This window comes from Streptomyces sp. 6-11-2 (genome assembly GCF_006540305.1).
In the GTDB taxonomy this organism is placed as follows: domain Bacteria; phylum Actinomycetota; class Actinomycetes; order Streptomycetales; family Streptomycetaceae; genus Streptomyces.
The window spans coordinates 2,563,303-2,588,549 of the sequence record NZ_BJOR01000001.1 but is presented as its reverse complement, the minus strand read 5'-3'; the positions used below and the strand labels follow the sequence as shown (position 1 = coordinate 2,588,549).

At 69.8% G+C, this 25,247-nt stretch carries 20 protein-coding genes and 1 pseudogene; 11 read left to right on the top strand and 10 right to left on the bottom strand.

Annotation, left to right across the window (positions count from 1 at the left end; translation table 11 throughout):
* The first annotated feature begins 164 nt into the window (after window positions 1–164).
* The 3 genes from TNCT6_RS10890 (at window position 165) to TNCT6_RS10880 (ending at window position 6,294) form a co-directional block, all read left to right on the top strand.
* Window positions 165–3,398, top strand: a complete 3,234-nt coding sequence (locus TNCT6_RS10890) for a S8 family serine peptidase (RefSeq protein WP_141366313.1) — start codon at window positions 165–167, stop codon at window positions 3,396–3,398.
* Window positions 3,399–3,553: 155 nt separating this feature from the next.
* Window positions 3,554–4,066: a hypothetical protein gene (locus TNCT6_RS10885; RefSeq protein WP_141359001.1), complete on the top strand. Its 513-nt coding sequence runs from the start codon at window positions 3,554–3,556 to the stop codon at window positions 4,064–4,066.
* Window positions 4,067–4,233: 167 nt separating this feature from the next.
* A complete protein-coding gene (locus TNCT6_RS10880) occupies window positions 4,234–6,294 on the top strand; it encodes a restriction endonuclease (RefSeq protein ID WP_172632867.1) in 2,061 nt (686 codons plus the stop codon).
* Window positions 6,295–6,344: 50 nt separating this feature from the next.
* On the opposite strand, the gene TNCT6_RS10875 is transcribed toward TNCT6_RS10880, so the two are convergent.
* Together TNCT6_RS10875 and TNCT6_RS10870 are read right to left on the bottom strand one after the other, a co-directional pair.
* Complete coding sequence (locus TNCT6_RS10875; RefSeq protein WP_172632866.1) at window positions 6,345–7,568, bottom strand: FG-GAP-like repeat-containing protein; 1,224 nt, start codon at window positions 7,566–7,568, stop codon at window positions 6,345–6,347.
* A 164-nt stretch (window positions 7,569–7,732) separates the two neighbouring features.
* Complete coding sequence (locus TNCT6_RS10870) at window positions 7,733–8,686, bottom strand: NADP-dependent oxidoreductase (RefSeq protein ID WP_216372780.1); 954 nt, start codon at window positions 8,684–8,686, stop codon at window positions 7,733–7,735.
* A 572-nt stretch (window positions 8,687–9,258) separates the two neighbouring features.
* On the opposite strand from TNCT6_RS10870, the gene TNCT6_RS10865 reads away from it, so the two are divergent.
* Entirely contained in the window at window positions 9,259–11,079 is a 1,821-nt protein-coding gene (locus TNCT6_RS10865; RefSeq protein ID WP_216372779.1) for a multicopper oxidase family protein, read from the top strand.
* A 285-nt stretch (window positions 11,080–11,364) separates the two neighbouring features.
* Here TNCT6_RS10865 and TNCT6_RS10860 read toward each other — a convergent pair whose 3' ends face one another.
* Entirely contained in the window at window positions 11,365–11,700 is a 336-nt protein-coding gene (locus tag TNCT6_RS10860) for a hypothetical protein (RefSeq protein ID WP_141358997.1), read from the bottom strand.
* Between the two features lie 162 nt (window positions 11,701–11,862).
* On the bottom strand, window positions 11,863–12,780 hold the full coding sequence (locus TNCT6_RS10855; protein WP_141358995.1) for an alpha/beta fold hydrolase: 918 nt from the start codon (window positions 12,778–12,780) through the stop codon (window positions 11,863–11,865).
* A gap of 136 nt (window positions 12,781–12,916) precedes the next feature.
* On the opposite strand from TNCT6_RS10855, the gene TNCT6_RS10850 reads away from it, so the two are divergent.
* A complete protein-coding gene (locus TNCT6_RS10850; protein ID WP_141358993.1) occupies window positions 12,917–13,522 on the top strand; it encodes a TetR/AcrR family transcriptional regulator in 606 nt (201 codons plus the stop codon).
* Between the two features lie 474 nt (window positions 13,523–13,996).
* The gene (msrA, locus tag TNCT6_RS10845; RefSeq protein ID WP_141358991.1) at window positions 13,997–14,509 is read left to right on the top strand and encodes a peptide-methionine (S)-S-oxide reductase MsrA; all 513 of its coding nucleotides are present in this window, start codon (window positions 13,997–13,999) and stop codon (window positions 14,507–14,509) included.
* Window positions 14,510–14,857: 348 nt separating this feature from the next.
* Here msrA and TNCT6_RS10835 read toward each other — a convergent pair whose 3' ends face one another.
* Window positions 14,858–15,976, bottom strand: coding sequence for a hypothetical protein (locus TNCT6_RS10835; protein ID WP_141358989.1), 1,119 nt, complete (start codon window positions 15,974–15,976; stop codon window positions 14,858–14,860).
* A 130-nt stretch (window positions 15,977–16,106) separates the two neighbouring features.
* Here TNCT6_RS10835 and TNCT6_RS10830 point away from each other — a divergent pair, with 130 nt between their 5' ends.
* Entirely contained in the window at window positions 16,107–17,261 is a 1,155-nt protein-coding gene (locus TNCT6_RS10830; RefSeq protein WP_141358987.1) for a cystathionine gamma-synthase, read from the top strand.
* Between the two features lie 3 nt (window positions 17,262–17,264).
* Here TNCT6_RS10830 and TNCT6_RS10825 read toward each other — a convergent pair whose 3' ends face one another.
* From TNCT6_RS10825 to TNCT6_RS10815, 3 genes are all read right to left on the bottom strand, one after another.
* The gene (locus TNCT6_RS10825; protein ID WP_141358985.1) at window positions 17,265–17,513 is read right to left on the bottom strand and encodes a hypothetical protein; all 249 of its coding nucleotides are present in this window, start codon (window positions 17,511–17,513) and stop codon (window positions 17,265–17,267) included.
* Between the two features lie 121 nt (window positions 17,514–17,634).
* Window positions 17,635–18,138 carry a sigma factor-like helix-turn-helix DNA-binding protein gene (locus TNCT6_RS10820; protein WP_172632865.1) on the bottom strand — a complete coding sequence of 168 codons (504 nt, stop codon included), beginning with the start codon at window positions 18,136–18,138 and terminating at the stop codon, window positions 17,635–17,637.
* A 155-nt stretch (window positions 18,139–18,293) separates the two neighbouring features.
* A complete protein-coding gene (locus TNCT6_RS10815) occupies window positions 18,294–18,809 on the bottom strand; it encodes a MarR family winged helix-turn-helix transcriptional regulator (protein WP_225078890.1) in 516 nt (171 codons plus the stop codon).
* A 143-nt stretch (window positions 18,810–18,952) separates the two neighbouring features.
* Here TNCT6_RS10815 and ilvA point away from each other — a divergent pair, with 143 nt between their 5' ends.
* The 4 genes and pseudogenes from ilvA to TNCT6_RS10790 all read left to right on the top strand — a co-directional run.
* Window positions 18,953–20,182, top strand: a complete 1,230-nt coding sequence (gene ilvA / locus TNCT6_RS10810; RefSeq protein WP_141358983.1) for a threonine ammonia-lyase — start codon at window positions 18,953–18,955, stop codon at window positions 20,180–20,182.
* Between the two features lie 228 nt (window positions 20,183–20,410).
* Window positions 20,411–21,430 (top strand): ATP-binding cassette domain-containing protein, encoded by a 1,020-nt coding sequence (locus TNCT6_RS10805; RefSeq protein ID WP_141358981.1) that lies wholly within the window; start codon window positions 20,411–20,413, stop codon window positions 21,428–21,430.
* Window positions 21,427–22,281, top strand: a complete 855-nt coding sequence (locus TNCT6_RS10800) for an ABC transporter permease (protein WP_141358979.1) — start codon at window positions 21,427–21,429, stop codon at window positions 22,279–22,281. Before TNCT6_RS10805 ends, TNCT6_RS10800 begins: the two co-directional genes overlap by 4 nt.
* A gap of 898 nt (window positions 22,282–23,179) precedes the next feature.
* A pseudogene (locus TNCT6_RS10790) lies at window positions 23,180–23,906 on the top strand (ABC transporter permease); the annotation flags it as partial.
* 108 nt (window positions 23,907–24,014) lie between these two features.
* On the opposite strand, the gene greA reads toward TNCT6_RS10790, so the two are convergent.
* Window positions 24,015–24,512, bottom strand: a complete 498-nt coding sequence (gene greA / locus TNCT6_RS10785; protein WP_141358977.1) for a transcription elongation factor GreA — start codon at window positions 24,510–24,512, stop codon at window positions 24,015–24,017.
* Window positions 24,513–24,688: 176 nt separating this feature from the next.
* Entirely contained in the window at window positions 24,689–25,087 is a 399-nt protein-coding gene (locus TNCT6_RS10780; RefSeq protein WP_141358975.1) for a DUF4307 domain-containing protein, read from the bottom strand.
* Window positions 25,088–25,247 lie beyond the last annotated feature (160 nt).

Here is a 25,247-nt window from a genome sequence, read left to right as displayed (position 1 = left end):
TCCGGGGGGTGGGGGTATAGCGCACTTGTGCGAGCCTTCCCCCGGCCGAGTGGACAGGGAATCCGCTCGGCACTCTGTTTCCAGGGGGAGTCTTGCGCAGACAAGTGAAAAGAGCGTGCGTGGCCACGGTCGCCGCGGCGGCGGCCGTCGCCCTCGCCGCGGGTATGACCAGCCCCGCCTCGGCGGGGTCCGAGCAACGCCCGGCTCATGCCGCCGGGCCCACGGCCCAACGCACCGTCACTCTCATCACCGGCGACCGGGTCACCGTGGACGCCAAGGGGCGCGTGGTCGGCCTGCACCGGGCCGAGGGCCGCGAGCAGATACCCGTGCAGGTCCGCCGCACGGGCGGACACACCCTCGTCGTACCGGCCGACGCGTCCCGTCTCATCGCCTCCGGCAAGCTGGACCAACGCCTGTTCGACATCACCGAGTTGAACAAGGCCGCCACCCGCAGGTCGCTCAAGAACGGCCTGAAGGTCATTGTCGGCTACCAGGGCGCCGCCACCACCGCCCGGGCCGACGTCCGCGAGGCCGGCACCCTGCGCCGCGCCCTGAAGGCGCTGAACGCCGACGCGGTGCAGACGCCCCTCAAGGACACGCCCGGGCTGTGGAAGGCGCTCACCAAGGGGGACCGGACCAGCGCCGGCATCGCGCACATCTGGCTCGACGGCGTCCGCAAGGTCAGCCTCGACAAGTCCGTGCCGCAGATCGGCGCGCCGAAGGCCTGGCAGACCGGCTACACCGGCAAGGGCGTGAAGATCGCCGTCCTGGACACCGGCGTCGACGCCACCCACGCCGATCTGAAGTCCCAGGTGGTGGCGGCCAAGAACTTCTCCACCGCCCGCAGCACGACCGACCGCTTCGGCCACGGCACCCATGTCGCCTCCATCGCGGCGGGCACCGGCGCCCAGTCGGGCGGCAAGTACAAGGGTGTGGCGCCCGGCGCCAAGATCCTCAACGGCAAGGTCCTCGACGACGACGGCTACGGCGACGACTCCGGCATCCTCGCCGGTATGGAGTGGGCGGCCCAGCAGGGCGCCGACATCGTCAACCTCAGCCTCGGCGGCCCGGACACCCCCGGAGTCGACCCGCTGGAGGCGGAGGTCGACAAGCTCTCCGCCGAGAAGGGCATCCTCTTCGCGATCGCCGCCGGCAACGAGGGCCCCGAGTCGCTCGGTTCGCCCGGCAGCGCCGACTCCGCCCTCACTGTCGGCGCCGTCGACAAGAAGGACCGGTTCGCCGACTTCTCCTCCACCGGCCCGCGCCTGGGCGACGGCGCCATCAAGCCCGACGTCACCGCGCCGGGCGTGGCCATCACCGCCGCCGCGGCCAAGAACAGCCTGATCGGCCAGGAGGTCGGCGAGAACCCGGCCGGCTACCTGACCATCGACGGCACCTCGATGGCGACCCCGCACGTCGCCGGTGCCGCCGCGCTCCTCAAGCAGCAGCACCCCGACTGGGGTTACGCCGAACTGAAGGGCGCGCTGGCCGGCTCCGCCAAGGGCGGCCCGTACACCCCCTTCCAGCAGGGCGCCGGCCGTATCGCCGTCGACAGGGCGATCCAGCAGACCGTGATCGCCGACCCGGTGTCGGTGAGCTTCGGCGTCCAGGCCTGGCCGCACACCGACGACGAGCCGGTCACCAAACAGCTGACCTACCGCAACCTCGGTACCGAGGACGTCACGCTCAGCCTCGCCATGACGGCCACCGGCCCCAAGGGCCAGCCCGCCCCGGACGGATTCTTCACGCTCGGCGCGACCGAGGTGACGGTCCCGGCCGGCGACAAGGCCTCCGTCGACGTGACCGTGAACACCCGGCTGGGCGGCACTCTGGACGGCGCGTACTCGGCGTACGTGACGGCGACCGGCGGCGGGCAGACCGTCCGTACGGCCGTGGCCGTGCAGCGCGAGGTCGAGTCGTACGACGTCACCGTCAAGCACATCGGCCGGGACGGGAAGCCCGCCGCCGGCTACGACACGGTCCTGTTCGGCTACACCGGCCTCGGCGCGGACCGCGCCTACCAGGTGCCCGCGGGATCCGGCACGTCGACCGTGCGCGTGCCCAAGGGCACCTACCTGCTGGACGCCTGGATCGCGAAGGACTTCACCACCTTCAAGGGCGGCCTGGACTGGCTGGTCCAGCCGAAGCTGACCGTCACCGGGAACGTCACGGTGACGGCCGACGCCCGGAACGCCAAGAAGGCCGACATCACCGTGCCGGACAAGACCGCCCGGCAGCACATCGGGACGATCGGCTACGTCTACGACCCGGCGATGATCGGTCTCTCGATGACCGTCGGCTCCTGGTCCGAGCTGCGCACCGGTTCCATCGGCGGCGACGTCACCGGGCTCAGCCAGTCCTGGAGCGGCCAGTGGACCAAGGGCGCGAAGGCCGAATACGACGTGGCGACCGCCGCGACGGTCAAGCGGTTCCAGGGCGGCAAGGTCCGCCACTACGCCGCGCGTGAGCTCGCCACGGTGAAGAACAACGTGGGCGCGGGCGCCTCCGGCAAGACCGGCGCCGTCACGCCACAGGGCGTGCTCTCCGACAGCGTCGCCATCACGGACAGCATCGAGCAGAAGCTGCCGGGTACGCGGACGCTGTACCTGTCGACCGGCAACGGCATCATGTGGTCCCTGTTCATGGAGCAGTTCGGCGGCCACGACGAGAAGGGCATGCCTCTCACCGAGGCGCTGTACGTGCCCGACGGCATGAAGACCTACAAGGGCGGCAAGACCTACACCAACACCTTCAACAGGGCGGTGTTCGGTCCCCACCTGAGCCGGAACTACGGCGTCTTCCGCTACGGGAACGAGCTCTACGGCGCCCTGCCGCTGTTCTCCGACTCCCAGGCGCACTGGGGCCTCTCGACGTTCACCTCGGCGAACACGACTCTGTACCGCAACGGCAAGAAGGTCGCCTCCCACAAGGACCCGCTGTTCGGGGACCAGTCCTTCACCGTGACCGCCGGTGACGCCCAGTACCGGCTGACCACCTCGGTCAAGCGCAGCGCCAAGGTCGCGAACGCCTCCACCCGCGTCGACGCGAGCTGGACGTTCCGTTCCAAGAAGCCGTCCGGTCGGACGGAGGTCCAGCTGCCGGTCTCCACGCTCCGCTTCAAGGCCGGCACCGGCCTGGACAACCGTGTCCCGGCGGGCAGGAAGGCCACCTTCCCGGTCACCGTGGAGGGCGCCGCCGCGGGCAAGAACCTCAAGTCGCTGACCGTCTGGGTGTCGTACAACAGCGGCAAGACCTGGAAGAAGGTCACCGTCAAGAAGGGCAAGATCACCGTCAAGAACCCGGCGAAGGGGAAGGCCATCTCCTACAAGGCCAAGATCACGGACAAGAAGGGCAACGTGTCCACGGTCTCGATCTACGGTGCGTACTACGGCAAGTGAGCCGGTGGTCGACGGCGCTTGACGGCCTGACGGGCCTGACGGCCCATGGCGAACGAGCGGCCCGCCGGAAGCATGGCTTCCGGCGGGCCGTTCCCGTGCTCGGGACCGGGTTCATCACGCCCTCGCCGGGCCGGAGTTGACCTAGGGTCGTGGCCATGACAGCCGAAGTGAGCGCGATGATCACCGCCGTCGTCGGCGTCCTCGGTACGCTCTTCGCGCCCGTGCTCAGCCAGCGGCTGAGCGCACGCGGGCGCGCGGAGGAGGCCGAGGCGGCGGAACGCGGACGGCGGTTCGAGGAACGCCGCGACGCGTACACGGCGATGAACCGGGCCTCGCGCCAGTTCCACACACTCCTCAAGGACGCGCTGCACCGCATCCGCGACGGCGTGTACACGGAGCAGGACCGCGAGCAACTGGAGGAGGTGCGGCGCGACCACCGCGACCGCTATGCCGAGGCCCAGATGGTGGTGCCCGAGCGGATCCTGAGCGCCTCGCGGGCGGTGAACGAGGTCCTGGCGGGCGTCGACGCCGCGGCCAAGCGTCTCGACCGGGGCCTGGCCGGGGAGGGCGAGAGCGCGCAGCAGGCCCTGCTCGACCTGAAGGAGGCCGAACCGCGCCTGTCGGCGATGCGCCGGATGATGCGGGAGGACCTGGGCGTGCGGGACTGAGGCGTGCGGCACTGGTCGGTCCCTGTGCGGGACCTCTGGCCAGGGGCGACGACTGAGCGGGTTGCTCCTGCCGGGCGGATGTGCGAGACGGCCATCGCTGGATAGAGTCGTCCCGTTACACCTGGTTGTGGGGACAACCAGAGTGCCTTGGGGAGGGCCCGCAACACATGAGTCGTCGCTCTAATGGCTTGGTCGGTGTCTGGGCTGAGATGCAGAGGCAGCAGCAGCGCCAGACGGAGGCCGAAGCCCGACGGCGGCGACAAGAGGCGCAGCAGGCACGTGCCCATCAGCGCCGAGCCGCACAGAGTCACCGCGAGTACCGGCAGGCAGAGGCCCGACGCCGTACCGAGGAACTGGACGCACAGGTGGCGTCCCTGCAAGGCCTTCTCGCCTCGGGTTGTCGGGCTCCGGCATTCAGGGCCTCCTCCCTCACGCGCCGTGAGGAGATCGAGCCCTTCGCTCCAGGTCCACTGGCACAGCCCGTGCCCATGCCGAATCTCGATCATTACCAGGCACAGGGCGGGTGGACTGCCGGTCGCCGGGCACAGGCACAGGCCGAAGCCCGGGCGCGCTTCGAGCGGGACTGGCACGCGGCGCAGGCGGCGGAGGCGCAGCGGCAGCGGCAGCTGGCGTCGTACCGGCGGGAGTACCAGCAGTGGGCGGACGCCCAACTGGCCGATGTGCGGAGGCACAACGCCGGCATCGCCGAGCTGACCGAGGGAGTGAGGCGCCGCGATCCCGGCGCCGTGGTCGAGTACTTCTCCGCGGCTCTCTACGCGTCGACCGCGTGGCCGGAGGGTTTCCCACGCCAGGTGGCGGCGGCGTACGACGCGGCGGCCGGACAGTTGGTGCTGGACTGGGAGCTGCCCGCCTACGGCGTCGTCCCCGAGGTCAAGTCCGTTCGGTACGTGTCCGCCACGGACCAGGACAAGGAGACCGCCCGGCCGGTGACTCAGCGCAGGGCCCTGTACCGGGAGGTTCTGGCGCAGTGCGCGCTGCTCGTCCTGCACGAACTCTTCACCGCGGATGAGCTGGGCGCGCTTGAATCGGTGACCTTGAACGGCTTCGTGGACGGACACGACCCCACGACGGGACGGCCGGGCCACATCTACCTGGCGACCGTCATGGCCCCGCGCCCGACGTTCCGCGATCTGCACCTGGCGCAGGTGGACGCCTGCAGCTGCCTGGCCGACGCGTTGCGCGGTCAACTCTCGGCCCGCCCCGACCAACTCACCGCGGTGCGGCCGAGCCGACGGCCGCAGGAGGTGGGGAACCGTGTCGTCACGCATGGCGGCGATGAGGACCCCGACCTGTACGAGATGGATCCGATCGCCTTCGAGGATCTCGTCGCCGATCTCTTCCGGTCCATGGGGATGCAGGCGGTCACCACCCAGCGCTCGAACGACGGCGGGGTGGACGTCGACGCGCTTGATCCGACACCGATCCGCGGCGGCAAGATCGTCGTCCAGGTCAAGCGCTACCGCAACACGGTGCCGCCCACCGCTGTGCGCGACTTGTACGGGACCGTGCAGGACACCGGCGCCAACAAGGGCGTGCTCGTGACGACGTCGAGGTTCGGCCCCGGCTCACACACCTTCGCCAACGGCAAGCCGCTGGAGTTGATCCCGGGAACCGAACTCGTCGACCTGCTGCACCGCCATGGGCTGCGTGGACGCCTGGGCGACGGCGCCCGTCCCTCCGCGGCGCAGCCGACGCCGACGGCCGCGGACACTCGGCTGCCCGACGACCACAACGTCCTGGGCATGTCGTGGACCGGAAGTGTCGCCCTGGACGTGTGCGCTCTCGTCTGCCGCGGCAACCGCGTCCTCAGCGACGATCACTTCGTCTTCTTCAACAACCCGCGGACACCGGACGGTTCGGTGCGCACCCTCCCCGCGCAAGCGCCCGACAAGGCCGCGATCCGTGTCTCCTTCGACGCGCTGCCGGCTGAGGCCGACCGATTCGTACTCGTGGCCGCCATCGATCCGGAGGTCAACCCGGACGCCGACCTCTCGGGTTTCACGGACGCGTCCATCCGCCTGCTCGACCCGAGGCTGGCCGAGCTGGGACGCCTGGAGGTCTCCGACGGCCGTCCCCGCGAGACCGCCTTGGTACTCGGCTCCTTCCGCCGCAGGCCCAACGGGGACTGGGACTTCGTCCTGGGCGGCAAGGGCTACACGGGCGGCCTGGAAGAGCTCGTCCGGGATTTCGGCATCGAGGTGGAGTAGAACCACAAAGGCCCGCACCTCCTGTGCCGTGCCGACCGAAGCCGGCCGTCCTAGCAGAAGCCGTTGAGGCCCCACCACTCGCCGTCGGTCCGCTCGCCGGCCATCAGGGAGCCGGTGTCCCGTCCCCGGTAGGTGACCAGCCAGCCCAGGTGGCCGGGGTAGCCGTCGATCACGTACTTCGTGTTGGTCACGGTGGCGAGGTCGGGACGCCCGTCGCCGGAGAAGTCGCCGACCGAGATCAGGTTCGCCCTGGCGTTCCAGCCACTGGAGCCGATGAGCTTGCGCGTGCCGAACTTGCCGGCGGAGGTGCCCGGGTAGAGCCACAGCTTGCCGGTGGACGCCTCGCGTGCGTAGAGGTCGGGACGGCCGTCGCCGTTCACGTCGCCCATGGCGACGAGCGCGTTCATCTTGTTCCAGCCGCTGGAGCCGATGAGCTTGCGCGCGCCGAGCTTGCCGGTGGAGGTCCCCGGGTAGAGCCACAGCTTGCCCGTGGCCTTCTCGACCGCGATCAGGTCGGAGCGGCGGTCACCGGTCAGGTCACCGACGGCGGTGATGTGGTTCATGGACTTCCAGCTGCTGGAGCCGATGAGCTTGCGGGTGCCGAGGGAGCCGGTACCGGTGCCGGGGTAGAGCCACAGCTTGCCGGTGGACGCCTCGCGGGCGATGAGGTCCTCACGGCCGTCACCGGTGAAGTCGCCGTGTCGGGTGAGGACGTTCATGTTGTTCCAGCCACTGGAGCCGATGAGCCGGCCGGTGCCGTTGCCCGGAGTGAACCAGAGCCGTCCGGCCTTGTCGCGGATGATCATGTCGGCTCTGCGGTCGCCGTTCATGTCCCCGAAGCCCAGGGCCTTCGGAGAGGTCTGGGAGAACCAGCGCGGGTAGGCGGGCTGGCTGCACTCGCGCTCGGTACGGACGAACTTGACCGAGCTGGTGGTCGCGACCGAGGACCCGCTCCACTCGCCGGGCGTGTTCGGCTTCTGGGCCCAGTAGCCGCCGATGGCCGCGTAGTTCTTGTCCTCGTAGAGGCAGGCGATCGACTTCGTGCGGTTGACGTACGAGCGGATCTTGTTGTCCCAGCTACCCAGGTCCGCGACGCTCTTGTTCGTCTTCCACATCGAGCCGTTGGCGCTTTTGCCGGTCCACCCGCAGAAGTAGCCCGACGGGCAGTCGTACGAACTCGCGGCCGCCGGAGCGGCGTTCGTGGCGGCCAGGCCGGTGCCGGCGAGCGCCAGGCCCACGAGTGTCGCGATGCCTCGGTTGAAACGGTTCTGCATGTGCTGGGTTCCCCTCCCTTTGAGGCGCGCCGGTACCTTTCCCGTCAACACATCCGGGTTTCCGCGTGGTTGCTGCGGGCCCCTGGCGGCTGTCCGACGCAAGTCAGGTGATCGTAAAGTACGTCGAGCCCCCTGCATCGCCGTTCCTGCACGCCTGGCGGTGACTATCCGTCCGAGACATGGATGACGACCTTGCCACGCCGGTGCTCCCTGTCGAGAGCCTCGTACGCGGCGCGGGTCTGTGCGAGGGGAACGACCCGGTCGATCTGCGGGCTCAGCCGTCCGCTCGTGATCAACTCGCTGATGGAGTCGAGCCCTTCACGGTCCGGCTCGACGATGAAGAACACTCCGCGCGCAGCGTGGTCCTGGGCGGCCCCGGGATCGGGCGGCGCGACGATGGTGACCAGGACCCCGCCCGGACGCAGAACGTTCCAGGACCGGGTCTGAGTGTCGCCGCCCACCGTGTCGAATACGACGTCCACATCGGAAACGTGGTCGTCGAACCGGCCGTCCGCGTAGTCGATGACGTTCCGGGCACCGAGGCCCGCGACGAATCCGGTGTCGCGGGCCGAGGCGGTCGCGGTGACCCGTGCGCCCAGCGCGGCGGCGATCTGTACGGCGAACGAGCCGACGCCTCCGGCGCCGCCGTGGACGAGGACATGCTGGCCGGACTCCAGGCGGGCTTGGCCGACCAGTCCCTGCCATGCCGTGAGCGCCGGCAGCGGGACGGCCGCCGCGCCGCGGTGGTCCAGCCCGGCCGGCTTGGCGGCGAGGATCCCGGCCGGTACGGCGACGTACTCGGCGGCGGCTCCGTCACGCAGGAAGGGGATGAGTCCGTACACCTCGGCCCCCAGGGCCGGAGCTGCGACACCGGCCCCGTGCTCGACCACGACACCGGACACCTCGTGCGCGGGAACGACGGGTGTCCGCTCCCGTCCGGATCCGTCGAAGCTGTCGGTCCAGGTGGCGTCCCAGGCAAGCTCTCCTGCGGTGGTGGAGGCGGCCCGTACCGCGACGACCACGTCGCCGGGCCCGGGCCGGGGACGCGGCGCGGTCTCGTAGACCAGTTGTTCGGGGCCCCCGCGCCGGTGAGCGCGTACCGCGCGCATCGTGTCCATGAGGCCATCACCTCCTGATGATGGGCGGTGCCGTGCCGAAGGCCACGCCGTCACGACCAGCCTCACAGGTACGACCGCAATCAGGCATCGCCCATTCAAGGGATCTCCGCCGCCGCGCCGTACCGATCGAGCACCGCACAGGCGGCCCGGTCGTCGGAAGCGCCCCTGGTCCATTGCGGCATCACCCGCATGGACCAGAGCAGGGCGTCCCCTCGCCCCCCGGCAGGCTTCCCTCGCCCGCAGGCGCGCTCGGCCAGTCGGCCGACAACGCCGTGACGGCGGGGCGTCACTGCGTTCCGTGGCGGCCGGTGGCCGTCATGCGCATGCACCGGGGCGATGCGACGATCGGCGGTAACCGGCAGCCGACCGCGAACGGGCCCGCGCCCGCCGAGCGCCCGGCCGCAGGCCACTGGTGCCGTGCTCCGATGACCTGAGTCGAGGTGAGAAGCCCAGTGATCAGCAGGAGGCTCGTGCTTCAGGCCACTCTGGCAGGCGGAACGTCCCTCTTTTCCGTTCCCGGCACGGTGCTGCCGCGGGCTTCGCCGACGGAAGCAGACGTCCTTGATCCGGCGGTGATACGCAAGTATGTGGCCGAACTGGTGATACCGCCCGTCATGCCGCTGGACAGCCGGGCCGGCCCGGACAGCTACACGATCGGCATCCGGCAGTTCCGGCAGCAGGTGCTTCCCCCGGGCCTGCCGGCCACCACGGTGTTCGGATACGGCTCGACCGGCCATCCCGAAACGTTCCACTCTCCCGCGTTCACCATCGAAGCCCGGTACGGACGAGCGGTCCAGGTCAGATGGGTCAATCAACTGGTCGACAAGAACGGCGGACATCTGCCGCATCTGCTGCCGGTCGATCCCACGCTCCACTGGGCGAACCCTCCGGGCGGGGCCGAGCGGCGGGACTCCCGCCCCACGTTCACCTCGACACCCGGGCCATACGGTGGGCCGGTTCCCGTCGTCACCCACCTGCACGGCGGGGCGAACACGGAGGAGAGCGACGGATACGCCGAGGCCTGGTACCTGCCCGACGCGCAGGGCATTCCCCCCGGTTACGCCCGAGTCGGCTCCTTCTACGAGGAGTTCGCGAAGAAGTCCGAGGCGAAGTCCGGCGTGCCCTGGGGCCCGGGCGAGGCCGTCTTCCACTACGCCAACCGCAGCCGGGCCGCCACCCTGTGGTTCCACGACCACACCCTGGGCATCACCCGGCTGAACGTGTACGCCGGGATGTCGGGCTTCTACCTGCTGCGCGGCGGACCGTCGGACCTGGGGGAAGGTGTCCTGCCCGGGCCGGCGCCGAGGCTCGGTGACCCGCCCGGCACGCGCTACTACGAGATCCCGGTCGTCATCCAGGACCGCTCCTTCCGTACCGACGGGACCCTGTTCTATCCAGCGAGCCGGGCACTCTTCGACGGGTTCAAGGGCCCTTATGTGCCCGGCAGCGACATTCCGCCGATCTGGAACCCGGAGTACTTCGGCAACGCGATGGTCACCAACGGCAGGACCTGGCCGGTGCTGCCCGTGGAGCCGCGCCGCTACCGGTTCCGGTTCCTCAACGGCTGCAACGCACGCACCCTGATCCTGAAGATCGTCACTGATCCGTTGGTCCGCAGGCCGGTACCGGCAAAGCTCTCCCTGTGGCAGGTCGGAAGCGACGGAGGCTTCCTGCCCGCACCGCTTCGGCGCGACGAGTTGCTGCTCGCCCCGGCCGAACGCGCCGACGTCGTCGTCGATTTCTCCTCGATCCCGGTCGGTTCGGAGCTGCACCTGATCAACGAGGGACCGGACGCCGTGTTCACGGGAGGCGCGGTCGGGACCGGCTTCCCCGCGGCGAACCCGAAGACCACCGGGCAGGTCATGAAATTCGTGATCAATCCGCTCGTCGCGGCGGACACGTCGACGCCTCCCGCACAGCTCACGCTGCCACCCTTCGAGCCCCTCGGCGCAGCGGACCGCACCCGACGGGTCAGTCTCGGCGAGGTGGCCTCGGCCCGCGTGCCGGGCGTGAGCCCCCGCGAAGCTCTGCTCGGCGTCATCGGCCCGAACGGCAAACCGAGACTACTGGGATGGGCCGATCCCATCACGGAGAACCCCACCGTGGGATCGACGGAGATCTGGGAGATCCACAACCTGACGAAGGACGCCCACCCCATTCACATCCACGAAGTGCAGTTCCAGGTCGTCGACCGGCAGAAGCTCCCGGCCGGCGGCCGTCGTCCCCCGGAGGCGTGGGAGCGCGGTTTCAAGGACACGGTGCTCGCCTATCCGCAGGAGACAACCCGGGTCAAGGTGCGCTTCGGTCAGACCGGCCGGTACATGTGGCACTGCCACCTCCTGGAACACGAGGACAACGAAATGATGCGTCCCCTGCGCGTCGATCCGGCCTGACACCCAAGCGCGTGGCTACTCCTCGGGAGGCTCCGGTGCGCGTGCGATGCTCGAACGGCGTACTTGTGCGTACTTGGCCTGACCCCGTCCCGGCGAGCCTGCGCCGTCATATGACCCATGGGTCCGAGCCGGCTGTCGGGTGAAGCGGTCCGTCATCCCCGCAGGCGGGCGAGAAACTCGTCACCAACGGGACAGAGGCGTTCCTGGGGCAGCAGTCGGGCGGCGGCCGCACCCTGGAGAAGGCTCCGTAACAACGACGGCCCGGGGACCGGTGACCCCGCGATGTCACTCGGAGGCGAAGGAGAAGCTGCGCCACAGACCGGCGACCCTGGCAACTTGGTCGGACTGTCCGATGTCCAGATAGTTGCTCTGCCCACCCGGCGGCACGGTGCAGTCTGGTGTGGTGTAGAGAACCAGGTTGCTCTGTGTCTGATTCTCGACGTGTGTCACGCCCTCGGGGAAACGGTGACATCCGTGGATCGGTGGGTTGGAGACGGTCTCCACGAGCCTGACACCGTTCCGCGCCACGATCTGACCGGACGCCTGGTCCTGGCACGCGGTGAGCGCAATGCCGACCGAGGCGATGCCGATGAACGCGACCAGCGACCGTGAAGAAGGCATCGAGCCTCCTGATGTACGGGGAGCTGCAGGGGACGTCGTCCCTCCTTCACTATCCGCCAGACGTGATGGACCCGCATGGTGAGGACAACTGTCCCGGTCCGTGGACCGAGCCGAGCAGTCGGTGACGGCGAGGGCGGCCGGACCCACCCGGGTCCGTGCCCGTCAGCCGACCGAGTCCATGAAACCCAGCATCCGGCGGTTGACCTCATCCGCGTGGTCGATCTGCGGTCCGTGACCGGTGTTCGAGACGATCTCGGCCCGTGCACCCGGTATCAGCCGCGGAACGCGCTCCACTTGCCGCTTCGGATGCACGAGGAGGCTTCGCTTGCCGAGCACCAGATAGAGCGGGGTGCGGACAGTGGACAGTTCCTCCTCGGACAAGGGCAGGGGAGCCGGGCGGCGAATGCGGAACGCACGCACGCCCGTTCTGATCATCGCGCGCAGTTGCGGTACGACGAGGACCGGCTGCTCCAGCCAGGCCGCCAGCCGAGGGCGCAGCACCTTGGGCGCGAAGGTCGCGAAGAGGCCGGCGAAGATCCAGACGAAGAAGCGCAGGCCGACCTTCTCCAGGCCGCCGGGATCGAGCAGGGTCACCGAGGCGAGGCGTCCGGGCCTGCGGTGCGCCTGGTTCAGAGCGAGCCATCCTCCGTAGGAGGAACCAACCAGGTGGACGTGGTCGAGGCCGAGTTCGGCGAGTGTCTCGTCCAGCCACTGAGCGGCACGTTCTGGCTGGTGAATGGGTTCGCGCTGAACACTGCGGCCGGGGTCGCCGGGTGTGTCGATCGCATAGACGGGGCGCTCCGCGCTGAGCGCCGGAGTGTTGGGGTACCACATAGCGGAGCAACTACCGGCGCCATGCACCAGGACCACCGGCGTTCGGGAGGCGCCAGCCGGGTCGTCGGGACCGTACCGGTAGACGTGCGTCGTCCCGAAGCTGGTCTCCACATCCTCCTGCCCGACCGCCGACGCGCCCATGGCGTAGACGGCGTCACACGCAGAGGAGTAGCGCTCACGCAGGGCGTCGTTCACATATCGCCCCACGTCGGGCCGGACGCGTTCGCGGGTCGTGGTCTCGGGCACGGAAGTCCACCTCCAGAGGCAACAATTCGTTCGTGGTACGACCGTACCATCAAATGGGATACGGCTGTATCATAAAAATGGCCGGATCGGATCGGGTCGGGTAACCAGCACAGACGGTGGACGAGAGGCGCAGCCGATGCCGAAGCGCGTGGACCACGCACAACGACGAACCGAGATCGCCGAGGCACTCGTCAGGGCCGCGGGGCGGCGCGGGCTGCATGCCGTGGGGATGCGCGACGTGGCAGCGGAGGCCGGTGTGTCACTGCGGCTGGTCCAGTACTACTTCGAGACCAAGGAGAAGCTGCTGCTCTTCGGGCTGCAACATCTGACGGAGAGGTTCGAAGAACGGGTCGCCGCCCGGGTTCTAGCAGCCGGGGCCAGTCCGGGCCCGCGCGCCGTGATCGAGGCACTCCTGATGGCGGCACTCCCGACCGATGCCGAAAGCCGTACCTTCCACTTCCTCTACACCTCGTACGCCGTCCTGGCCGTGACCGACGAGGTGCTCGCCGCCCAGCCCTTCATCGCGAACCCTGATGCCGCCGAGGACACCCTCACCGGGCTCCTCCAGCAGGCGCGAGGGGCCGATCTCGCCGGGCCTGGAATCGACGCGAGAGACGAAGCGGTCAGCCTGCTCGCCATGTCAGCCGGACTCGGCACCAGCGTCCTGGTCGGCCAGCGCAGCCCGGAGTCCGCAGCCGCGGTCCTGAACCGTCACCTGGACCGGATCTTCCAGGTGGGTTGACGGGGTTCGCCAACGAGTGGCTGCGGTCAGAGCGATCGAGGGACAGGGCAGGCTCTGCCTTGCCGGAGCTCCGACACGCGAGGCTCTGCACTTACTTCTTTCCGTCATGAGCCCGACGATGACCGGGATTCTGCTCTTGGTGGGAAGGGCTCGCAGGCGGCCGGCAGGAAGTGGTTCAGGTCCATGACGTCGAGGTGGAACAGCGGGCCTGAGTCCGGATGCTGCCAGCCGCTGACGGGGCCTGTGGACGCAGCTTGATGACCCACGTCATCCTGCCCCGCTTCCAGGCTGCGGGGAAACGTTCTTCCAGGGCGTACAGCGTGGAGTCGGCCTGTTCAGGCGGCCACTAGCGGGTTGGACGGGCACGGAATCGCTTCGAAGCCTCGCGCGTTGAGGGCAGTGGGCATGGGATGCCGGTGGTGTGCGAGCCGAGCAGCCCGAACGACCGAGCTGACAGATATTGGAGGGGCCGTAATGGCTGCGCAGACGCAGAGGGCAGTGCTGGCCGGTGGATGCTTCTGGGGTATGGAGGAGCTGATCCGCCGGCTCCCGGGCGTCACGGCGACCCGGGTCGGATACACGGGGGGTGACGTGCCGAACGCGACGTACCGTAACCACGGCACGCACGCGGAGGCCATTGAGATCCTTTTCGACCCCGCGAAGACCGACTTCCGAGCGATCCTGGAGTTCTTCTTCCAGATCCACGACCCGAGCACCAGGAACCGCCAGGGGAACGACATCGGCCTCAGCTACCGCTCGGCGATCTACTACGTGGACGACGAGCAGAAGCGGATCGCCGAGGACACGATCGCGGATGTGGACGCCTCCGGACTGTGGCCCGGCAAGGTCGTCACCGAGGTGGAGCCGGTCGGCCCCTTCTGGGAGGCCGAGCCCGAGCACCAGGACTACCTGCAGCGTTACCCGGACGGCTACACCTGCCACTTCCCGCGGCCGGGATGGCGGCTGCCCGCCCGCGCGGAGGGCTGACCGCGAGGCGGTGGAAGGCGGAGGCCGACCGGCCGAGGCCCCGCAGCCGGTCGCGCCGCCCTGGTAGCCCATCAGGGTCGTCCACACGCCCGTCGGGAGCTGCCGGAACTGGCGCTCGGCTCCCCGGAAGCACGGCCGGAGAGCACGGGGTCTCCCCGTCGGTGTGGGGCGGGCCCGTCCGTCACAACGGGCCCGTCGGTTTCGCCGCTCCCGCGTGCGCGGGCGACGGCATTCGGTAGAACGATCCTGCCGCCGCCGTCATTCCGGCGGGCGCACCGGCTTCCGCCGCCGCGGGGCCAGGCGGTCGACCCGGTGGGCGAGCCTGTCCGGCCGCGCTGCCGGGACCGCTCAGTGGCGCAGTGTCGCCGGGCTGCCGCCGTTGGCCTCGTAGCCCGCCACGGCCAGGGCCCGGTGGACGGCGAACTCCGCCGCCGGGTCCTCGGACAGGGTCCACGGCACCGCACCCACATGGCCGTCGACGTGTATCAGCTGACTCATCGCCTCCGCCCAGCGCTCGGAGCGGACCAGGAAGAAGAGCAGCAGATGGCGGACATGGGCGAGCATCGGGTCGTCGGGACGGGCCGCGTGCACCGCGAAGAGCGCGCCGTGGACCGCCTTGGTCACGACCTCGCTCTGGTAGAAGCCACTCACCAGGTTGACCTCGGGAAGGTGCTCGAAGACCGCGAACAGCGGCATGGCCGCCAGCAGCGAGCCCCGGGGCGCACGGGCCGCGGCGGCCTCCGCGAAGGAGTACGCCAGCTCACGCGAGCCGTGCCACTTCTCGCACCAGTAGTGCAGGGCCGCCAGATGTGCCCCCGTGTGGGCCGGCGCCCGGTCGAGGATCTTCAGCCACAGCTTCTCGAACTCCGGCTGCGAGTACGCCAGGCCCCGCGCCACGGACAGCTCGACGATGTACGGGACCGGGTCGCCCGGGGCCAGCAGCGCCGCCTGCCCGCACGCCTCCCGGGCCTCCTCCATGATGATCCGGAACTCGTCCGTGCCCGGCGTCGCCGTACGCCATGCCTGCTGCACCAGGAACTCGGCGTGCACCGCCGCGCCGCCCGGGTCCTTGGGCGCCTCGGCCCGCCACACCCGCAGCCACTGCCCGCCGGGCGCCTCGCTGACCCCGCCCGGCCGCTGCTGGAGCTCCAGCGAGGCCGCCCCGGCGAAGGCCTGGATCCGCTGCCAGCGCAGCTCGCCCTCCTTCTCCGTGCCCGCCAGGAGCTGGGAGGCCGCGCGGTAGTCCTGCGTGCGCTGCACCAGCTCCAGGACGTCCACCAGGTCCTGGTCCGGTCCGGGCATGCGGACGTCGAGCTCCTCCTGCCGGACGAATCCGTAGTTCGCCGGGTCCGCGGCGTCCGGGTGTCCGGGTGCCACCTGCTCGATGCCGGCACGCCTGCGCCTGAGGAACGGGACCAGCACGAAGCCCAGCATGGCCAGCGCCATCAGGACCCAGAAAATCTCCATGCGACAAGCGAACCAGACGGCGCCGACACTTGGCCAACCTGTGCCGCGAACCTGTGGACAACCCGGGCCTCCCGGGCACCCGGGCCCCGCCGTCCGCCACCACCCCCACAAGCGCATTACCCTCGGGCTCATGAGCGACAGGCACATCAGTGAGCACTTCGAGACGCTCGCGATTCACGCGGGCAACACCGCCGACCCCCGGACCGGGGCGGTCGTCCCGCCGATCTACCAGGTCTCGACCTACAAGCAGGACGGCGTGGGCGGTCTGCGCGACGGCTATGAGTACAGCCGCAGCGCCAACCCGACCAGGACCGCCCTGGAAGAGAACCTCGCCGCCCTGGAGGGCGGTCGCCGCGGACTTGCGTTCGCGTCCGGACTGGCGGCCGAGGACTGCCTGTTGCGTACGCTGCTCAGCCCCGGCGACCACGTCGTCATCCCCAACGACGCCTACGGCGGTACCTTCCGCCTGTTCGCCAAGGTCGTTTCCCGGTGGGGCGTGGAGTGGTCGGTCGCGGACACCTCCGACCCGGCCGCGGTACGGGCCGCCATCACCCCGAAGACCAAGGCCGTGTGGGTGGAGACCCCCTCCAACCCGCTGCTCGGCATCACCGACATCGCCGCCATCGCTCAGGTCGCCCGGGACGCGGGCGCGAGGCTCGTCGTCGACAACACCTTCGCCACGCCGTACCTCCAGCAGCCGCTCGCGCTCGGCGCGGACGTGGTCGTGCACTCGCTGACCAAGTACATGGGCGGCCACTCGGACGTCGTCGGCGGCGCGCTGATCGTCGGCGACGAAGGGCTGGGCGAGGAACTGGCGTTCCACCAGAACGCGATGGGCGCCGTCGCCGGCCCCTTCGACTCCTGGCTGGTGCTGCGCGGCACCAAGACGCTCGCGGTGCGCATGGACCGGCACAGCGAGAACGCGACGAAGGTCGCCGACATGCTGTCCCGGCACGCGCGCGTGACGCAGGTCCTCTACCCGGGCCTGCCGGAGCACCCCGGTCACGAGGTGGCCGCCAAGCAGATGAAGGCGTTCGGCGGCATGATCTCCTTCCGGGTCGAGGGCGGCGAGGAGGCGGCCGTCGAGGTCTGCAACCGTGCCAAGGTGTTCACGCTCGGCGAGTCCCTGGGCGGCGTCGAGTCCCTGATCGAGCACCCCGGGCGCATGACGCACGCGTCCGTGGTGGGCTCCGCGCTGGAGGTCCCCGGGGACCTGGTGCGCCTGTCCGTGGGCATCGAGAACGTCGACGACCTGCTCGAGGACCTGAGGCAGGCCCTCGGCTAGGGGTTACCAGCCGGTCACGGGTGGAGTCGTCTGCGACGGCGGCTCCACCCAGGGGCGCGCCGTGAGCGCCCACACCGTGAAGGCGACGGCCGCCGCGGCCAGCACCAGCCACATCAACCGGCGGGCGGCTGTACGGCGGCGCAGCATCCGTCCTCCGCGGCGCACGGCCTCCTCGTACAGCTCGGTGGGCACCTGCGGCGGACGCTGTTCCAGGATCCGCCGTACGGTCGCCTCCCGCTCGGCCCTGTTCACGGCCGCCTCCATCTGTCCGGTCGTTCGCTCGGGCCGCACACGCCGCCGCACAGGTCACTCGCGCCGCATGCGCCTCTCAGACCACATGAGCCGCTCAAGCCGCACACGCCGCTCGTTCCACTCATGACGTTGCCGCCTCGGCGTCGCCGACCGGCGGTGCCGGGCTCGCCGGAGTGCGGGTGAGCGTGGTGATCGCGCGGTCGCAGATGACGCGGACGCGGTCCGTGGGCAGGCCCAGCAGGGCTGCCGCCTGTTCCTCGGCCACCCCCTCGTACAGCCTGAGAACGATGATCAGGCGCTCCTGGGAAGTGAGCGCGGCCAGGGCGCCGGGTGGCCTCCGGCGGGCGCGGCCCGGAGCGCCGCGCTGATGCCATGCCTCGCGGGCGAAGCGGGCGGCCAGATGCCGGCGGGCGTGGTTGTACGGGTCCTCGCCGCGCAGCCGGTCCCAGCACGCGTACGTGTGCGCCAGGGCGAGGGTCAGCAGACGTCGCGCGCGCGGGTTGTCGCCGGGGGCCTCGGCGGTGAGCAGCGTGGCGGCATGCAGCAGCCGCCCGGCCGCGCCCGCGACGAACGCCTCGAACTCCCGGGCCCGGCGAGCCCCTTGGGCCGACTGCCGTTCTCGCACCGCGCCTCCCCCCAAGGGCGACCGTGACCGCGGGACCCTTTCTCGCACGGCCTCCTGAACCGGGCACGACGAGGGCCCGGTCTCATATGAGGGGAGGGACCGACCGTCGGTCAAGGGCCGCGTTCACACCCGTCGGCCCGCGCCCGGTGGCGGCTCTACGACGCCGAGGGCGAGTCCGTCTGCGGTATGCCCTGGCGGGCGGAGAGGGCGTGGTTGAAGCGGGTCAGCAGTGAGCAGAAGGCCTCGCGCTCCGCCGGCTCCCAGTCCTGGGTCAGCTCGGCCATCAGCTGCCGCCTGGACGAGCGGACCTCCTCCAGCCGCGACAGCCCGCGCGGGGAGAGCTGGAGCACCACGGCCCGCCCGTCCTCGGGGTGCGAGGTGCGCTTGACGAGGCCGGTGTCGACGAGCGGCGCCACCTGACGGGTGACGGTGGAGGAGTCGATGCCCATGCTCGCGGCGAGCGCCTTGACGCCCATCGGACCCTCTTTGTCGAGGCGGTTGAGCAGCAGGTACGCGGCGCGGTCCATGGAGTTGCGCACCTGTCCGACGCCGCCGAGGCGAGTCTGCTCGGCCCGGCGGGCGAAGACCGCCACCTCGTGCTGGAGGGTGTCGAGGAGACCGGTGTCACCGCCGGTCGTCATGTCCGTCGACATGTCGGGTGTTGTGGGCATGGCCGGGGGCTCACTTCTGGAGAGCTGCTGGGTTGGGGGACAGGTTACGCGGCCGGGGGGCAAGTCGTACCGGCGCTGCGCCATCCGGTCTCGGAGGATGGTCACAACGGTGTCCGCGGCCCGCGAACTGCGAGACTTGAGGCATGAGCTACAGCACGGCCGGCTCCCCCTGGCCCGTCACCCTGGACGATGTGCGCGGCGCGCAGAAGATGCTCTCCGGGGTGGCGCGGGTGACCGCGATGGAGGGCAGCAGGTACCTGTCCGACCTGGTGGGCGCGCCGGTGCACCTGAAGTGCGAGAACCTCCAGCGGACGGGTTCGTTCAAGCTGCGCGGCGCCTACGTCCGGATCGCGGGGCTGCTGCCCGAGGAGCGTGCCGCCGGGGTGGTGGCCGCGAGCGCCGGCAACCACGCGCAGGGCGTCGCGCTGGCGTCGTCGCTGCTCGGGGTGCACTCCACGGTGTTCATGCCCAAGGGCGCCCCGCTGCCGAAGATCAGCGCCACACAGGACTACGGCGCCGAGGTGCGCCTGCACGGCCAGGTAGTCGACGAGACGCTGGCCGCAGCCGAGGAGTACGCGGCCCGCACGGGCGCGGTGTTCATCCACCCGTTCGACCACCCCGACATCATCGCGGGCCAGGGCACGGTGGGCCTGGAGATCCTGGAGCAGTGCCCGCAGGTGCGCACGATCGTCGTCGGCATCGGCGGCGGCGGGCTCGCGGCCGGTATCGCGGTGGCGGTGAAGTCGCTGCGGCCGGACGTGCGGGTCGTCGGGGTGCAGGCGGAGGGCTCGGCGGCGTACCCGCCCTCGCTGGCGGCAGGCCGCCCGGTGACGGTCGGCACTCCGGCGACGATGGCCGACGGCATCAGAGTCGGCCGGCCGGGCGATGTGCCGTTCGGGATCCTGCGCGAACTGCTGGACGAGGTGCGCACGGTCACCGAGGACGAGTTGTCCGCCGCGCTGCTGCTGTGCCTGGAGCGGGCCAAGCTGGTGGTCGAGCCGGCCGGGGCGAGCCCGATCGCCGCGCTGCTGGGCTGTTCGAGCCCCGTGGCCGGTCCGGTGGTGGCGGTGCTGTCCGGCGGGAACGTCGATCCGGTGCTGCTCCAGCGGGTGCTGCGGTACGGCATGGCCGCACAGGGCCGCTACCTGGCGGTCAGCCTGCGGCTGACCGACCGGCCGGGCGCGCTCGCCACGCTGCTGGGGGTGCTGTCGGCGGTCGACGCCAACGTCCTCGACGTCAGCCACGTCCGGACCGACCCTCGGCTCGGGCTCGCGGAGGCGGAGGTGGAGCTGCATCTGGAGACGAAGGGTCCGGCGCACTGCGCCGAGGTCGGCCAGGCCCTGCGCGAGGCCGGCTACACCGTCATCGACTGATCCCGCCCTCCGCCGGGCGGCGGCGGGCGGACGGAACGCGGAGGTCATCAGCTCCTCATCACTCGTTCGGGTAAATCCGTTGAGCAGACGCGATACATCGCGTTATGGTGTGCCGTGTTCGCGAGGCGGCCTGCCCCTGCCCGGACGTGGCGCGGGCAAAAATTCCCTGCGGAACAACACCTGCCTCTCTAGGCTTTTCCGACCATCCCCGACGACGTGGAGACTCATATGCCAGGCGCCATCTATGCCGAAGGTCTGGTGAAGACCTTCGGCGACGTAAGGGCTCTGGACGGCGTCGACCTCGATGTCCCCGAGGGCACGGTGCTGGGACTGCTCGGGCCCAACGGCGCGGGCAAGACCACCACCGTCCGCTGTCTGACCACGCTGCTGCGACCCGACAGCGGCAAGGCCGTCGTCGCGGGTCTCGACGTTCTCAAGCAGCCCAACGAGGTGCGGCGTTCGATCGGCCTGTCCGGCCAGTTCGCCGCCGTCGACGAGTATCTGACCGGTCGCGAGAACCTCGAGATGGTCGGCCGGCTGTACCAGATGAGGGCCGCGGCGGCGAAGACCAGGGCGGGGGAGCTGCTGGAGCAGTTCAACCTCGCCGACGCCGCGGACCGGCCGGCGAAGACCTACTCCGGAGGCATGCGCCGCCGGCTCGACCTGGCGGCGGCGCTCGTCGTCTCCCCGCCGGTGATGTTCATGGACGAGCCGACGACCGGCCTCGACCCGCGCAACCGCCAGCAGCTGTGGGAGGTCATCAAGCAGCTGGTCTCCGGCGGTACCACCCTGCTGCTCACCACGCAGTACCTGGAGGAGGCCGACCATCTGGCGCACGAGATAGCGGTCGTCGACCACGGCCGGGTCATCGCGCGCGGCACCTCCGACCAGCTCAAGGCCCGCACCGGCGGCGAGCGCGTCGAGGTCGTGGTCCACCAGCGCGAGCACATCCCCACCGCCATGGAGGTGCTGCGCGGCTTCGGCAAGGGCGACACCACCGTCGAGGAGCACACCCGCAAGATCACCACGCCCGTCACCGGCGGCGCGAAGCTCCTCGCCGAGATCATCCGCGAGCTGGACACCCGCGGCATCGAGATAGACGACATCGGTCTGCGCCGCCCGACCCTGGACGACGTGTTCCTGTCCCTGACCGGCCATGTGGCCGAGGCCGGGGACGAGAACGGCACGAGCGGCGCCCGGGGCGCCGACGCCAAGGACCGCCGGCACAAGAAGGAGACCGTCAAGTGAGTGCTGCCACCGACAGCGCGCGGATCGCCCCGTCCGGCAACGTCCTGACCCAGTCCGTCCGTGACTCGATGGTCGTCGCCAAGCGCAATCTGATCCGCATGACCCGGATCCCCGAGATGCTCATCTTTGGGTTGATCCAGCCGATTATGTTCGTGGTGCTGTTCAGCTATGTGTTCGGCGGCTCGATCAACGTCCCGGGTGCGGGCCTTAGCCCCTCCGGATACCGCGAGTTTCTGATGGCGGGCATCTTCGCGCAGACCGTCACGTTCGCCACCGCTGGAGCCGGCGCGGGAATCGCCGACGACATGCACAAGGGCCTCATCGACCGGTTCCGCTCGCTGCCCATGGCACGCGGCGCGGTCCTCACCGGCCGCACCCTCGCCGACCTGGTGCAGACGGCCCTGACCCTGGTGGTCCTCGCGGTCGTCGCCGTCCTGGTCGGCTGGCGCACGCACGAGAACTTCGGCAAGGTACTGGTCGGATTCGGCCTGCTCCTCCTGCTCGGCTACGCGTTCTCGTGGATCGGCGCGTTGATCGGCCTGTCCGTACGCACCCCCGAGGCGGCTACCTCCGGCGGTCTGATCTGGCTGTTCCCGCTGACATTTATCTCGAACGCGTTCGTGCCGTCGGAGAACATGCCCTCGTTCTTGCAGACCATCGCGAACTGGAACCCGTTCAGCGCCACCGTGCAGGCATGCCGTCAGCTCTTCGGCAACCTCCCGGCGGGATATCCGGTCCCGGACGCCTGGCCCATGCAGCACCCGGTGTGGGCATCGTTGCTGTGGTCCGTGCTGATTGTCGTGGTGTTCCGAACGCTGGCGGTCCGCAAGTACCGCCGAGCAGCCGGTTGAGCACGCTTCTTCGCCGCGCTCCATGCGTGGCCGTCGACTAGAGGTGCAACACCACGAAAGTACGAAGGCCCGCCGTATCGCGACGAGCCTGAATCGTGTTCGTCGGTACCCACGCTGGGTTTCCCCAGCCCAAACAGGCTGCTGAGCAGCCCAAGCGGGACTCATTTCCACACTGTCTGATGGCGCAGGGTGGCCGGTTATTTTTTGTCCAGCACGCGAGTAAGGGGCTCGCCGGGGAGATTCCAGCGAGCCCCTTATCGGGCAGGCGTTAGCAGAAGACCTTGTACCCTGTGCTGCCTTGCCAGATCACTTTCCCCTTGTACAACGCGGCGGCCCAGGTGGTGTAGTTGCCGCATGCGGGTCGCGGGGCAGACGCCTTCACCGTGCCGGCATCGAACTTCTTGCAGGCAGACGCGATGGTGACGTCGGGGCCGTAAGGGTGCTGTGCGTTCAAGTAGACGCAGAGTTGCGTGTCCACGGGGTTTGGGCCGAACAGAGTTGCTTCGGCGTAGACCTTGCCCCCGGACGGCCTCTGCGGCGCGCATGGGGGAGATTTCTGTTCCGTCGGGGCAGGTGCTGATGCAGATCACTGATCGGGCGTGGGTGGCGGCGCGCTCGTCGTCTCCGAGGAGGCGGTAGGCGTCCATCTCGTAGAAGTCCCACTTGTCCGGGTCGATGATGAAGTGGTGTTCGGGGTGGTCCGGGCGTGATAGCCGGTCCGGGCGTGCGCGTCCGGCGTCGAGGGAGTCACAGTCCAGTCGGGCGTCTCCCATGCGCGCGGCGGCGCGTGCCTTGTGCGCGTACAGCTGCACGCCGACGGAGTGTGTCTGGTCGGAGGCGTGCCCGGCCTCGACGGCGTCGAGCATGTCTTGCCATCGGCTTTGGGTGAGGGCGAACCATCCAGCCGATCATGTTCGTGGTGCTGTTCACCTACGTGTTCGGTGGCTCCATGCAGGTGCAGGGCACCACCGATCCCAGCGTCTACAAGAACTTCCTGATGGCGGGCATCTTCGCGCAGACCGTCACCTTCGCCACCGCCACCGCCAGCTCCGGCGCCGGCATCGCCGACGATATGCACAAGGGCCTCATCGACCGGTTCCGCTCGCTGCCCATGGCACGCGGCGCGGTGCTCACCGGGCGCACCTTCGCCGACCTGGTGCAGACGGCGCTGACCCTGTTCGTCCTCGCCGCCGTCGCCCTGCTCGTCGGCTGGCGGGTCGGGTCGTACGGCGACACCAACGCCGGCCGGGTGCTGGCCGCCTTCGGCCTGCTGCTCCTGCTCGATTACGCGTTCACCTGGATCGGTGCCCTGATCGGCCTGTCGGTCCGCACGCCCGAGGCGGCCACCTCCGGCGGCCTCATCTGGCTCTTCCCGGTGACGTTCGTCTCCAACGCGTTCGTGGACTCCGGCAAGATGACGCCGTGGCTGCGCCATGTCGCGGAGTGGAACCCGTTCAGCGCCACCGTCCAGGCCTGCCGTGTGCTCTTCGCCAACCCCGGCCAGTCCACGTCGAGTGTCTGGCCGATGCAGCACCCGGTCTGGGCCTCGCTGATCTGACTCGGCGCTGATCATCCTCGTCTTCCGCACCCTGGCGGTGCGCAAGTACCGCTCGGCCACGGCCTGAGCGCGGGCGACGGCGGAGCCCGCCCGCCGGTGGTCCGGACATGACGAAGCCCCCGGTGCTCACGCGGAGCGCCGGGGGCTTCGGCGGAAGGCGGTGCGGTGCGGAGACTCAGCCGCTGTACGGCTCGGCCTTGAGGATCTTCACCGAGGCGATCTTGCCGTTCGGCAGCTCGTACTCCGCGTCCTCGCCGACCTTGTGGCCCATCACGCCGGAGCCCAGCGGGGACTGCGGCGAGTAGGTCTCGATCTCGGCGCTCGCGTACTCCCGCGAGGCCAGCAGGAAGGACAGGGTGTCGTCCTCGTCGCCGTCGAAGGCGATCGTGACGACCATGCCCGGCGCGACCGCGCCGTCCGCGGCCGGCGGCTCGCCGACCTGGGCGGTCTCCAGGAGCTGGGTCAGCTGGCGCACGCGGAGCTCCTGCTTGCCCTGCTCCTCCTTGGCCGCGTGGTACCCGCCGTTCTCGCGCAGGTCGCCCTCCTCGCGCGCGGCCGCGATCTTGGCGGCGATCTCCGTGCGCGCAGGACCAGTAAGGTACGCAAGCTCGTCCTTGAGCTTGTTGTACGCCTCCTGGGTCAGCCAGGTGACGTTCTCGCTGGTCTGGGTCACAGGTGCTCCTCGTCGGTGCTGGGAATACAAAGCATCGCCCTACCCAGAAGAATGTTCCCTCATGGGTGGGCGAAACCACGAGCCTAACAATTCAAGGCTCAAAGGGGGAGGACATAAGCCGTGAGACCTATATCAACGCAGGTCAGCGGCCATGTATTCCGGCTGGCGCCGACGCGTCACCCGGTGCTGCAGCCCAGCAGCTCGGCCGTCGTGCCCCGGGCCGTCGTCCGCAGGGTGAGCACCTTGTCGACCTGCGAGGCGCGCTCGTCGAAGCGGAAGTCCGCCCGCCCGACCTCGGAGCCGTCGGCGGCCTGCGAGCGCAGCGTGCAGTAGCCGCGGACGTCGGCGTCCTTGTGGACCTCCAGATGGATCTGCACCGAGTCCTTCGACGTCTGGAAGGTGACGACCTGCGCGCTGATCTTGTTCTGGCCGACGTAGTGGTAGGCGAAGTAGCCGATCAGGGCGAGCAGGGCCGCGCTCAGGACGGCACCGGCGATTTTGAGCTTGTGGTCGGCGCGCTCGTCCGGGGAGCGGCCGTAGCGGCCCTCGGGCAGCCGGGTGCTCGCCGTGCTCATGATCGTCCTCTCGGCCGGTGCGGGACGGGCGCCCCGCAGGGGGCTTCCGGAGCCGGGCCCCGGAATTATTCGCCCCCCGATTCGGTCACTATAGAAGCCCCCGCCCGACCGACCGACCGCCACCCCGGACCGATCTCATCGCGGGACGGCACCCCGTTGA

Bases quoted from the DNA above. Each gene is read 5' to 3' on its own strand.
- TNCT6_RS10890 (WP_141366313.1), top strand. From the start codon at position 165: ATGACCAGCCCCGCCTCGGCGGGGTCCGAGCAACGCCCGGCTCATGCC.
- TNCT6_RS10885 (WP_141359001.1), top strand. From the start codon at position 3,554: ATGACAGCCGAAGTGAGCGCGATGATCACCGCCGTCGTCGGCGTCCTC.
- TNCT6_RS10880 (WP_172632867.1), top strand. From the start codon at position 4,234: ATGAGTCGTCGCTCTAATGGCTTGGTCGGTGTCTGGGCTGAGATGCAG.
- TNCT6_RS10875 (WP_172632866.1), bottom strand. From the start codon at position 7,568: ATGCAGAACCGTTTCAACCGAGGCATCGCGACACTCGTGGGCCTGGCG.
- TNCT6_RS10870 (WP_216372780.1), bottom strand. From the start codon at position 8,686: ATGGACACGATGCGCGCGGTACGCGCTCACCGGCGCGGGGGCCCCGAA.
- TNCT6_RS10860 (WP_141358997.1), bottom strand. From the start codon at position 11,700: ATGCCTTCTTCACGGTCGCTGGTCGCGTTCATCGGCATCGCCTCGGTC.
- TNCT6_RS10850 (WP_141358993.1), top strand. From the start codon at position 12,917: ATGCCGAAGCGCGTGGACCACGCACAACGACGAACCGAGATCGCCGAG.
- msrA (WP_141358991.1), top strand. From the start codon at position 13,997: ATGGCTGCGCAGACGCAGAGGGCAGTGCTGGCCGGTGGATGCTTCTGG.
- TNCT6_RS10835 (WP_141358989.1), bottom strand. From the start codon at position 15,976: ATGGAGATTTTCTGGGTCCTGATGGCGCTGGCCATGCTGGGCTTCGTG.
- TNCT6_RS10830 (WP_141358987.1), top strand. From the start codon at position 16,107: ATGAGCGACAGGCACATCAGTGAGCACTTCGAGACGCTCGCGATTCAC.
- TNCT6_RS10815 (WP_225078890.1), bottom strand. From the start codon at position 18,809: ATGCCCACAACACCCGACATGTCGACGGACATGACGACCGGCGGTGAC.
- ilvA (WP_141358983.1), top strand. From the start codon at position 18,953: ATGAGCTACAGCACGGCCGGCTCCCCCTGGCCCGTCACCCTGGACGAT.
- TNCT6_RS10805 (WP_141358981.1), top strand. From the start codon at position 20,411: ATGCCAGGCGCCATCTATGCCGAAGGTCTGGTGAAGACCTTCGGCGAC.
- TNCT6_RS10780 (WP_141358975.1), bottom strand. From the start codon at position 25,087: ATGAGCACGGCGAGCACCCGGCTGCCCGAGGGCCGCTACGGCCGCTCC.